This is a genomic window from Rhodoferax ferrireducens T118 (genome assembly GCF_000013605.1).
GTDB classification, from domain to species: Bacteria; Pseudomonadota; Gammaproteobacteria; order Burkholderiales; family Burkholderiaceae_C; genus Rhodoferax; species Rhodoferax ferrireducens.
This window is the reverse complement of the sequence record NC_007908.1, coordinates 1,138,715-1,149,789: the sequence shown is the minus strand read 5'-3', so window position 1 is coordinate 1,149,789 and position 11,075 is coordinate 1,138,715. Positions and strand designations below refer to the sequence as shown.

Genomic DNA, 11,075 nt, shown 5'->3' with positions numbered 1-11,075 from the left:
AAGCACCAATTTCTGGAGCAGTCTATGTGTGGCATCGTCGGCGCGGTATCAAACCGCAATATCGTTCCTGTCCTGGTGCAGGGCCTGGCCCGGCTGGAGTACCGCGGTTATGACTCCTGCGGCGTGGCCGTCTATGCCAACGGTTTGCAGCGGGCCCGAAGCACAGCCCGCGTCGCCGAGCTGGCCGAGCAGGTCAACGCCAGTCATCTGGAGGGCAGCACCGGCATTGCCCACACGCGCTGGGCCACACACGGCGCCCCGCTGGTTCACAACGCCCACCCGCACTTCAGCCATGGGCCTGGCGCAGATGCCTTGAACCGCCCCGGGCGCATTGCGCTGGTGCACAACGGCATCATTGAAAACCACGATCAACTGCGCACCCTGCTGCAGGCCAAAGGCTATGTGTTTCAGAGCCAGACCGACACCGAAGTCATCGCGCACCTGATCGACAGCCGCTATGACGGTGATTTGTTTGAAGCCGTCAAGGCCGCGTTGGAGCAGTTGCGCGGCGCCTACGCCATTGCCGTCTTCTGCAAGGATGAGCCACAGCGCCTGGTTGGCGCCCGCGCGGGCTCGCCGCTAATTCTGGGCGTTGGCCGAGACAGCCAGGAGCATTTCTTGGCCAGCGACGCGATGGCACTGGCTGGCGTCACTGACCAGATCGTGTACCTGGAAGAAGGCGACATCGTCGATATCCAGCTTGGCAAGTACTGGCTATTTGACCGACTCGGCAAACCGGTCGCGGCGGCGCAACGCCCGATCAAGACCGTACACGCGCACAGCGGCGCGGCCGAGTTGGGACCGTATCGCCACTTCATGCAAAAAGAGATTTTTGAACAGCCGCGTGCCATTGCCGACACCTTGCAAGGCGTTGACGGCATCGTGCCCGAACTGTTCGACCAACAGATGAACCATGCGCCGGGCAGCAACGCGGCGCATGTTTTCAAAGAGATTGACTCGGTGTTGATTCTGGCCTGCGGCACCAGCTACTACAGTGGCTGCACCGCAAAATACTGGCTGGAAAGCATCGCCAAAATCCCCACCCAGGTGGAAGTGGCGAGCGAATACCGCTACCGCGAGTCGGTGCCCAACCCGCGCACCCTGGTCGTCACCATCACCCAGTCCGGAGAAACAGCCGACACCCTGGCCGCTTTGCGCCACGCCCAAGGTCTGGGCATGACGCACACGCTGACCATCTGCAACGTCGCCACCAGCGCCATGGTGCGCGAATGCGAGCTCACCTACATCACCCGCGCCGGGATCGAAATTGGCGTGGCGTCGACCAAGGCCTTCACCGCGCAACTGGCCGGCCTGTTCTTGCTGACGCTTGCGCTGGCGCAAGCCAAAGGACGCTTGAGCGAAGCCGAAGAAACGCGCCACCTTATAGCCATGCGCCATTTGCCCGCCGCCTTGCAAGCCGTGCTGGCACTGGAACCCCAGGTGATTGCCTGGTCCGAAGACTTTGCAAAAAAAGAAAACGCACTCTTTTTGGGCCGCGGCCTGCACTACCCCATTGCACTGGAAGGCGCACTCAAACTCAAGGAAATCAGCTATATCCATGCCGAGGCCTATCCGGCGGGCGAGCTCAAGCACGGCCCGCTTGCCTTGGTGACCAGCGCCATGCCGGTGGTCACGGTGGCACCCAACGATGCACTGCTGGAAAAGCTCAAGAGCAATATGCACGAGGTGCGCGCGCGCGGTGGCGTGCTCTATGTACTGGCCGACGCCGATAGCCACATTGAGTCGGGTGAAGGCATTCACGTCATTCGCATGCCCGAGCATTACGGCGAACTCTCGCCACTGCTGCATGTGGTGCCCTTGCAGCTGCTGGCCTACCACACGGCGTGCGCCAGAGGCACCGATGTGGACAAGCCGCGCAATCTGGCCAAGAGTGTGACGGTGGAGTAGTTTTTTGCAAGTGAGTTTGACTATTGCTTTTATTATTAAAGTCTGTAAATTGGCATTAAAGTCTGTAAAAAGTTGATTGTGAAAATAAAAGGTGCCAGCGACTGAGGTGCATTTGTCCATGTGACCTATATACATCTCTCCGTCGCCAGCTCCCGAATCAGCCAAAAACCAGCGGAAATTGTCTGACGCGAGCAACTAAAGTCTTTGACAGGTCTTGGCCATCTGCTGACGTCCACGAAAGTCAGCTTCTGGAATCTCAAATAGCAAAGTTGGATTTGCTTCGAAGCAGCCGACCGCCGGCGGCTCCTGTGTGCCCATTGCGGTCAAACGCCTCGCAATCTTGGTGTGTCGTTTGCGGTCGTTCAACCCAGTGAACCAATGAGCGGTGGTTCTGTGTCGAAAGGTGTCGCGCCGCCCAGCATACCAAACAGGACTGACGGCGAAAGTTTGTTGGTGGAACGATCCATCTTTGCGCACTCGCCCCCCCTTCCCCTTGTTTCCTTCGTGCCAGTCCTACTGATGTGAAAGCACATGCTAATTTCTCGATGATGCAACCCTATGGCATTTGCTATTACTTGACGTATACTGGACAAAAATACAGCTCCATCAATTACACATTGCAGGACTGGCCAATATGGGTAAAGAAACAACCATCGAGTGGACACATCACACGTTTAACCCCTGGTGGGGTTGCGTGAAGGTGTCGGCTGCGTGCGACCATTGTTATGCGGAAACTTGGGCCAAACGCCTAGGTGACAAAGTCTGGGGTGCAAAGTCTGATCGTAAATTTTTTACCGATGCTCACTGGAAAGAGCCACTGAAGTGGGATCGCGATGCTGAAGCAGCAGGCGTTCGACGCAGGGTGTTCTGTGCGTCCATGGCCGACGTATTTGAAAATCGCCCAGATCTTGTCCAACCTCGGCTTCGCCTGCTTCAGCTGATTGACGCAACACCACATCTTGATTGGCTTCTGCTCACCAAACGCATACACTTGGTGCGTAAACAGCTGCCAGTTGGTTATGAATTTCCGGCCAACGTGTGGCTTGGTGCTACCGTCGAAAACCAAGATTCTGCAGACAAGAGGATCAAACACCTTCTTGACTTCACTACACCAACCGTTCGATTTTTGTCTTGTGAGCCCTTGCTGGGACCCATTGATCTGAAGAAGTGGCTTAAATTCAGTAACAAAGGAACCAGGGTCGATTGGGTAATCGCTGGCGGCGAATCGGGACCCGGTTCACGGCCTATGGAGCCACATTGGCCAGACGGTCTCAGAGAGCAATGCACTTCTGCCGGCGTTGCCTTCCACTTTAAGCAGTGGGGGCATTGGGCTCCAATAGAGTTGGCCGTTGATGCAATGACTCGTCGAACGCCAATTCATGTCGTGATGCGAGACGGAGCTGAAATCAAACTCGTCGGCATTGGAAAGGGAAAAGCGGGCAGAACCTTGGGCGGGCAACACTGGGACCAGTTTCCCAATTCCGTCGTTAGCTCATAGAAACTTCTCCAACTCCTCGAAAGGTCTGGGCTTGGCAAAGAAACACTACGACTGGGCAGAGGGGCCCGCAGAGATCGATGCGCACAGCCTAACCAAGCATGAGGTACTTGTTGGCTATTTACTGCGCTATTTACAACAACGAACCTTAAATGCCAGAGGTCGTGAGCGCCTTCGCATTACTCTGGTTGATGGCTTTTGCGGTGGTGGCCTGTACACAATACGTGGACAGTCGAAATTAATTCTTGGCTCCCCTCTTCGAATGCTGGCTGCAGTGGATGAGGCACGGATACTCGTCAACAAGGATCGAACCAAGCCACTTGAACTTGACGTTCAATACGTGTTCATTGACAAAGATGCAAGCGCAGTCTCGTTTCTAAGCAAGGTTCTACAGGAGCGTGGCTACGGAGCGGCCATTGGCAAAAGCATCCACCTGATCCACGAAGAATTCGCCAAAGTCAATGATGCCGTGATTCAACTGATCAAGCGTCATACACCAAGAGCAGGCACTGCACTCTTCTTTCTGGACCAGTATGGCTACATCGACGTTCCAGCAAACTTGATTCAACGTATCTTTTCTGAACTCCCAGGGAGCGAGGTGGTATTGACATTCCACGTATCGTCTTTCGCTACCTATACCAACGATCAATTCACTAATCACGTTTCAGGAAAATTGGCAATTGACATTGGGAGCGCGCTCGGTGGCAGGTCAATTGAGAAGCTCAAAGAAGATGACGCTGACTGGCGCAGGTTTATCCAAGCCGCTCTATACCAGGCACTGGTACGAAATTGCGGAGCCCAGTTCTTCACACCTTTTTTCATTAGGGGCGAAGGTAGCGGACATGGTGAGTACTGGTTGGTTCATCTATCTCAACATCCGCGCGCCCAAGATGTAATGAAGCAGGTGCATTGGAAGCACCAGAACCATTTCGTGCATTACGGTGGTGCCGGTTTAGACATGCTCGCGACTCACACAATGGGGTTCAGACAGGAATTCAATGGCGGATTCCAATTTGATGATGTAGCACGTTCAGAGTCGACGAAAGCATTGGTTCAACAGTTGGCAACCAATGTCTATGTTCGAAATGTGCCAGTTCAACTCGGTGAATTATTCTCGTCCACGTGCAACACCTCCCCTGCGACATCAAGTATGTATAAAACTGCGCTTGAACAGTTGGCGGGCCAAAGTGACATCCTTGTCACTTCAAAGAATGGGAAGCGAATGACGCGCGCCAGGTACATGAGTGATACAGATGTGATTGAACGCAGTCGTCAATCTAGCCTCTTCAGCACTTCAATGGGCTAGGTCAAATGAACTTCCAACTCGCGCAAGACAAAGACCCTTATCCGAACCTGCCAATTGAGCTTGGACGACAAGGAGAGGGTGTGGGCCGCTGGGTGCCAGAGATGAAACACACCTACCTGGCGAAGTATGTTGAGGCGACACGACGGGCACGTGAAAAATATCGCCATCGAATTTTCGTAGATCTTTTTTGTGGGCCAGGTCGAATTCAGGTGAAAGATGAGCAAATCACTCGTCATGGAGGCGCGCAGATTGCATGGCAACATTCCAAGCTAGATCAGGTGCAGTTCACATCCTGTCTTGTCGGCGACCTTGATGAAGAAAGGGCCTCCGCCTGTGGGCAGCGTCTCACTGCTTTGGGAGCGCCCGTCAAGTTTTTTCCCGGACCAGCCGCATCAACCGTGGACCAAGTTCTGAAAGAAATTCCGCAGAACGCTTTGTGTTTGGTTTACTTGGACCCCTACAACCTTCAGTACCTGTCCTTCAGCATTATTGAGAAGTTATCGCGACTAAAGCGAGTGGACTTTGCGATTCACTTTAGTACCATGGACTTGCGGCGCAACGTACTGATGGAGTACAACCCTGAACGTGCTCGATTTGACTTAGCGGCCCCCGGATGGAGAGATCATATCGATCCAAAAGCATTTGTGAGAGGCGATGCAGACGAAGCTTTTTTTGAGTATTGGTGCGGCCTCGTGACCGCACTCGGATTCACTATCAGTCAACGCATTCCTCTAATCCGTGATGACGGGAATCGTCCCTTGTATCACCTGGTATTCTTCAGTCGACATCCACTACCGAATAAGATTTGGGGTGAAGTTGCACAGGGAGTCAATCGGGAATTCAACTTCTAAGCTTTTTGGGGTCTTCAGCGTGCGATTGCTTCACGCGGCTCCTCAGGCAAACATTGAAGTCTGTCGAAGGGCATTAATTTTTTCCGAGAGGTCGATTTTTTCTTCGGCTTTGCGCTTTGCGTGATCAGACATGCATGCAACCAAGTGGATCAACTGCTCGACATCGCCAACAGTCTTGAAGTCTTTTTCTTTGTTCACAAATACGACTGACTTCTTCTTTCTGTTGAGTAATTCGATGACGTTGCTCAACGTCCCCGTGCTTTTTGCGTCCCACACCATCAGTCCATAGTCCGCTACCTTGGCCATTTCAATGTCTTTCGCGGTGAAAAAGGCGCGGGTGCCGGGGGTAAACGGAGGCTCGACGTTGGTCTGTGGCCAGTCGCCGACGTTATTGCGTGCGCTCGCGCCGCTACAGTACACAGTGACTTGACCAGCACCTTTTGAAAACAGATGGTTCTGGATCGACGTGTCGGCGCCATCGGCATCGCCGACCACGATATCAAGCTTCTGATCGACAACCTTGTCGATCCGATCCTTGACTTTGCGGTCAAGGTTTTTAATGTTGATTGATCCTGCAATAAATACGGTCGTCATGTTTATTAGCCTCTGTGCGTTAGTGTAGCCACATAGATTTTTTTGATCTTTGGGTGTCTGCTTAACACTGTGCAAGCCGCTTCCATGGATGCACCGGTGTGGTATAGGTCGTCGATTACTAGAGCATTCCACGGCCCTTCAGTAGTGAACCCATCAGTTGTTGTCAAAGTAAACCCAGACTTAGTCAAAGCCTCATTTTTTTCATCCTTCGTTGTGAGATTTTTCAGTGAACTTCCGCCGGCCTGTTTGGCAAGCAAATTTTCGAATACGGGTAGCCCTGATAGTTTGCCTAATTCTTTGGTGACTTCCAGTACGGGTTGTCTCGTACGGTGAGTCGAAGCGGCCATTGGAATCAGAAGACCAACCGCCGAAAGCTTGGGGAAAACGTTATCAAAAATGGCTTTGGCTAGGGGAGCGACCTGCGACCAATCCTGCTTGTACTTCAGCTGATAGGTGGCCTCTCCTACCTCCGTTCTGACGTTATCAAACTTGTCTCGCCCGTATTCATTGACACCCATATAAGTGCTTGAAATCATGTGTTTGTCTAAGGCGTAACCAGAACTCCAATTGCCGGTTAAATTTCTGAGATTGACTTTCATACAACTGGCCTCCCTTTATTGTTCGAGTAGTAAACAAAAGCAATGAAACTGGTTCGCGTACGCTACGGTTCAAACCGCCTCCGCATTGGCAGCGCCCGACAATAAGTGCGTCGGCAACGTGTAGATCTCGCCGTTTTTAACTTTATTTAAGAGAGCTACTGCGGCATCCGAATACTTTCGCACCCCGCTCCCTTCGGCTTCACCGCTCTTTATGCGGACATGGAAAACGTTGTCGCTCGCCTTCATGTCGAAGCCAGTTTCCTTTTCGACCCGGTTAATCAGCTGATTGCTGCCAGTCCAGTGCTTGAGACCGACCTTTTTTGCCAACATTGAAGAGGTATATGGGTGGTTTGCATTCACTGCGGCTGGGTCATTCAAGTTCGTAACGCCAAACAGGTTCGCAAAGCTGTCTCCGTCAGAAATGGCCTGCTCCAACGCCTCGTAGTTGATCTGCACATTCTTGGTCGGAATGTCAGTTCGAATCAGGTTCACCATTCGAGCCATTAATGACCTTAGCGCCTTCAGGTCTACCTTTTCCATTGCGCCGCCGGAGCCAAACGCCTTATAGACCCACTCATACGAGTTTGCTGTGATGCTTTTGATACGCACGTTGACATCGTGGCCGACTTCCAGCACATGCTCTCGCGGCGGGTAACTTTGGTCGTTCTGCATTTCGTCCCACTGCAGGATGTAAATGTTGGGAATCAGCAATGTGCTCGGCTTGAACATCCGGCTCATGTCGTGCAGCACGTTCCGAATATTGGCGTCGCTGGCGCTATAGCCGACGAATAATAGTGGGTGCTCAGCAAAATAGGTAAGCAGCTTGGCACTGAGATACTTCTTATCCTCCTCGAAGACGCAGTAGTCATCTTGAGTCAGCACAAGCGATCCGGGGTCGGAAATCGAGCCGTGAATCTTGAATATCTCACCAATCACTAGCGGCGATGTCCGAAACACATTCTGGCCGACCACGACCTCGTATTTCGGGAATATCTGTTCAAGCAGTGTGTCGTAGTTGGTAGTGATGATGGCGTGAGGTCCCATTGCCTTGAGTGCGCTGAGTTCCGCGTTCAATGCGTCTGTGTCAGAGATTGCAAGACTACCGAGCTTATCGGCGGCGGCGTGTTTAATGTAAGCGTCACGAGGGACACCTGCCGCGAACAAATGTGGCGGGAAGTTCTTCTTTCCGGCTGGAGACCAAGCCCACTCGAAGTACTGCTCGGCAAACACCGAACCCACCTTACAAAGATCGCCATCGTACTTCTGCTTGTAGTAGGCAAAGTCCTTGTCAATGAACGGGCAGTTCGCTGCGAGTTCAGTGAGCAGTATTTCCCAGGATGGGCCATTCGCGTACCGACGCGAGAATCCGGAGCCAACGAACAAGATTGGTTGACACTGCGCGGTCTTTAGAATATTGGCGATGTCGACCGTCATCTCTTGCTGATACTGCGCGTAATTTGGCATGAGTTTGGGTCTCTGAATATCCGAGAGTCGGGTGAGGCATTTGACCATACTGGGCGACCTTTGACTCGAACCGGTGAACGACAGGTTCAACTCCCCGCATAGGGTTACCACTGTTGCACGGATGGACTTTTGATTTGAGCCAGTTAACACCGCGAAAAAACGTCGTCAGCTCGGGTGCGAAGCTTCCTATGCATAAGTTTCATGGCACAGGGGGGGGCGAGAGCTGAATTCACACATGACCGACCAGATTCGCACAGCAAACTGGCTCTCAGCCCGAATGGTTCAATTTGCTTGGTCGCAAGCGAGATTAACTTTCTGTCCGCTGCCTTTCACCACCGACTGCTTCTGGTCGTCAAGAGCCAACGGCCACCTCGAATTCCATGCTCTAGACCTGCCGTTGGGACTGCAATCCCATTGGGTTGCTCCACACCAGCCTGCCGTCGCCGGCTTCTGGGTGCCCAAAGCGGAATTCCGTCACTTCTGGCTCACTACCCAAAAGCTGACATTCAAGTGAGCTGTGTCGGAGGGATACGATGGATGACCGTAATGCTGAAGTTGCGATCCATAGACGCAATGGCCTGCACTCACGGTCTCGCCCGCATTGCAGTCAAATAGGTGACTGGGAGCTCCTGGGGGCAGGGACAAGTCACTGGAGCTCAGCATACGTCGTAGGCGCACGACGTGGTTTTGACCGAGTGCACGTCTGCCCAACAAGAAATAACACCGGATTGACTTAAACCAAGTGACCTCCACGAAAGCTGGGGAGTTTCACAGTGGGAGAATGCACTAACTACATAGAAATTGAAAGTGGAAGTGCAAAATGCGACCGATTCCCCTCTTGGTTCACTTGGTATTCCATCCTGAATCTGCGCGTGCCAGAGAGATCGCAAAAGCGCTACATCGCTCGCTGAACAGCGACCCGTTACTCCCTGGCTTAAGAGTGCCGACGGTGACGTTGCGCGAGGATGGTTCAGGTCTTCCTCCGACCGTACACGATCTTGATGAGGGCCAACATAGCATCGTCATTGTTCTGGCTGATGACTTCATGTTGGCTGGCAATAGTCAGGAGGGACGTGTCCCCTGGCCTGATTTTGTTCTCATTCTTGCCAACCAGTGCGCAGAATTTAAGCATCGCTTCCTGCCCGTTCAGCTCACCAAGAGTGCTTGGCCGTTACATGACCAACTGAACGAAACAAACTTCATCGCTGCTCATTTGCAGGAGGCGCCACAACTGCAACAGTGGCTTGAACGTCGTTTGCTAATTGAGATCAGTCGGTTCTTACTTGGCCAGTCGCGAGGGGCTGACGCCCCAGTTACCCTGTTTCTCAGCCATGCAAAGCACGACATTGACCTTGAGCCCAAGCTGTTTGAAGCCATGGTTGCACATTTGCAGGCGACACAGCCTGTTCATGCATGGGTAGACAGTGGACAGATACCACCTGGTAAGAGCTTTAAGGGCAGCATTGAATCGGCAGTTCAGACATCTGCAGTGATGGTCCTGACTACTGCTGCCTATAGTGGCCGACCATGGTGTCGCCGCGAAGTGCTGTTGGCAAAAAAACATGGGCGGCCAGTGGTGGTGGTCGATGGGCTGAATGGCGTGGACGTGAGAAGCTTCCCGTATATCGGCAATGTCCCGGTAATTTCCTGGGGGGCTGACGGTGCGCGGCGAGCGGTGGACTTTCTTCTCAAGGAAATTGTTCGCATTAAGCACACAAAGTTGGTGTTGGCAACCCAAGCTAAGCCCGGCGATGTTGTGTTGTCATCGCCTCCTGAGTTGTTGACTCTGGCCCCACTTCCCATGGGTGCATCCGTACTGTATCCAGATCCACCGCTAAGTGACGAAGAGGAAGAGGCGCTTGCGCCTCTGGAAAAAAAGCTAACAACGCCATTGCAGAGGGTCGGTAAGCATCGGGTACTGGACAAGCAGAAGATTGCGCTTTCAATTTCGGAGAGTGACGACATCAAGCGTTACGGATTGCTGTCCGAGCAGCTAGACGATGCAATGATTGAGATTTCGCGCCACTTGCTGGCTCGCGGTGCAGTGCTTGCTTACGGTGGACATATTGGGTCTGATGGCTACACACGGGCGTTGGCTGATCTTGTTGCAGCCCATCAGAGTCTGAGTACGTTGCCGCAATTGCAGCGCATAGAAAACTACGTCGGCTGGCCGTTGCCGTACGCGAAGATGCCTGTCAATCGAAAAGCAGAGCTCATGACACTGGTGACATTCATTCGTACACCTAGACCGGACGGCGTGGAGAAATTTGACGCGCAGGTTTTTCTTGCTGAGCCGGAGTCCTTTCCCGCCGATTCCCCAGAAAGACGTTATGCCTGGGCTCGTGGTATGACTGCGATGCGAGACCAGCAAAGCAAAGAGACGATGGCCCGTATTGTCATTGGTGGGAAGGTCGGCCCTACCGAAACAGCCCAGCTCAATGGAGGGCGTCAGCTGAGTTGGTATTCGGGCCGTATCCCTGGCGTGGTGGAAGAGGCAATCACTAGTTTGCAGGCAGGCCGCCCACTGTACTTGTGCGGGGCATATGGCGGAGCTGCTGCACTCCTCATTGATTTGATTGAAGGTCGTGCTCGCCACGAGTTCACCTGGGAATACCAGAAGCACGCGCCGCATGCGGAGGCGATGCGGACAATCTACGATCAAGAGGGAGTGCCATGGATTGACTATCCGGAGATGACGAGATACATCTCAGACATGGGCGTAGCGGGCCTGTCTAGCCTTAACGGTCTCACTGAGGAGCAGAACCGGACGTTGTTCCGAACGCGCGATGCACCTTCTTTGGTGGAGTTGCTGCTGGAAGGATTGGGGAATGCACTTTTCGCATCAGTGTGAGTTCGAC

Annotated in this window: 9 protein-coding genes; 6 read left to right on the top strand and 3 right to left on the bottom strand. The window is 53.1% G+C overall.

The window, feature by feature from the left end; genetic code table 11:
* Positions 1 to 24: 24 nt before the first annotated feature.
* From glmS to RFER_RS05365, 4 genes are all read left to right on the top strand, one after another.
* Positions 25 to 1,908: a glutamine--fructose-6-phosphate transaminase (isomerizing) gene (gene glmS / locus RFER_RS05380; protein WP_011463384.1), complete on the top strand. Its 1,884-nt coding sequence runs from the start codon at positions 25 to 27 to the stop codon at positions 1,906 to 1,908.
* Positions 1,909 to 2,542: 634 nt separating this feature from the next.
* Entirely contained in the window at positions 2,543 to 3,406 is an 864-nt protein-coding gene (locus tag RFER_RS23340; RefSeq protein ID WP_084795567.1) for a DUF5131 family protein, read from the top strand.
* Between the two features lie 31 nt (positions 3,407 to 3,437).
* Entirely contained in the window at positions 3,438 to 4,709 is a 1,272-nt protein-coding gene (locus tag RFER_RS05370) for a three-Cys-motif partner protein TcmP (RefSeq protein WP_011463382.1), read from the top strand.
* 5 nt (positions 4,710 to 4,714) lie between these two features.
* Positions 4,715 to 5,560, top strand: a complete 846-nt coding sequence (locus tag RFER_RS05365) for a three-Cys-motif partner protein TcmP (protein WP_011463381.1) — start codon at positions 4,715 to 4,717, stop codon at positions 5,558 to 5,560.
* A 42-nt stretch (positions 5,561 to 5,602) separates the two neighbouring features.
* Here the strand turns inward: RFER_RS05365 and RFER_RS05360 are convergent, their stop codons facing one another.
* The 3 genes from RFER_RS05360 to RFER_RS05350 all read right to left on the bottom strand — a co-directional run bounded on the left by RFER_RS05360 (position 5,603) and on the right by RFER_RS05350 (position 8,217).
* Positions 5,603 to 6,154 carry a hypothetical protein gene (locus RFER_RS05360; protein ID WP_011463380.1) on the bottom strand — a complete coding sequence of 184 codons (552 nt, stop codon included), beginning with the start codon at positions 6,152 to 6,154 and terminating at the stop codon, positions 5,603 to 5,605.
* Between the two features lie 5 nt (positions 6,155 to 6,159).
* Positions 6,160 to 6,753, bottom strand: a complete 594-nt coding sequence (locus tag RFER_RS05355) for a ComF family protein (RefSeq protein ID WP_011463379.1) — start codon at positions 6,751 to 6,753, stop codon at positions 6,160 to 6,162.
* Between the two features lie 69 nt (positions 6,754 to 6,822).
* Positions 6,823 to 8,217, bottom strand: coding sequence for an SIR2 family protein (locus tag RFER_RS05350; protein ID WP_041790213.1), 1,395 nt, complete (start codon positions 8,215 to 8,217; stop codon positions 6,823 to 6,825).
* 235 nt (positions 8,218 to 8,452) lie between these two features.
* On the opposite strand from RFER_RS05350, the gene RFER_RS23980 reads away from it, so the two are divergent.
* On the top strand, positions 8,453 to 8,731 hold the full coding sequence (locus RFER_RS23980) for a hypothetical protein (protein ID WP_166485668.1): 279 nt from the start codon (positions 8,453 to 8,455) through the stop codon (positions 8,729 to 8,731).
* Positions 8,732 to 9,037: 306 nt separating this feature from the next.
* A complete protein-coding gene (locus RFER_RS05345; protein WP_011463377.1) occupies positions 9,038 to 11,068 on the top strand; it encodes a TIR domain-containing protein in 2,031 nt (676 codons plus the stop codon).
* Positions 11,069 to 11,075: the final 7 nt, after the last annotated feature.

Coding starts and splice junctions, on each gene's coding strand:
- RFER_RS05350 (WP_041790213.1), bottom strand. CDS start 8,217: ATGCCAAATTACGCGCAGTATCAGCAAGAGATGACGGTCGACATCGCC.
- RFER_RS05355 (WP_011463379.1), bottom strand. CDS start 6,753: ATGAAAGTCAATCTCAGAAATTTAACCGGCAATTGGAGTTCTGGTTAC.
- RFER_RS23980 (WP_166485668.1), top strand. CDS start 8,453: ATGACCGACCAGATTCGCACAGCAAACTGGCTCTCAGCCCGAATGGTT.
- RFER_RS23340 (WP_084795567.1), top strand. CDS start 2,543: ATGGGTAAAGAAACAACCATCGAGTGGACACATCACACGTTTAACCCC.
- RFER_RS05365 (WP_011463381.1), top strand. CDS start 4,715: ATGAACTTCCAACTCGCGCAAGACAAAGACCCTTATCCGAACCTGCCA.
- RFER_RS05345 (WP_011463377.1), top strand. CDS start 9,038: ATGCGACCGATTCCCCTCTTGGTTCACTTGGTATTCCATCCTGAATCT.
- glmS (WP_011463384.1), top strand. CDS start 25: ATGTGTGGCATCGTCGGCGCGGTATCAAACCGCAATATCGTTCCTGTC.
- RFER_RS05360 (WP_011463380.1), bottom strand. CDS start 6,154: ATGACGACCGTATTTATTGCAGGATCAATCAACATTAAAAACCTTGAC.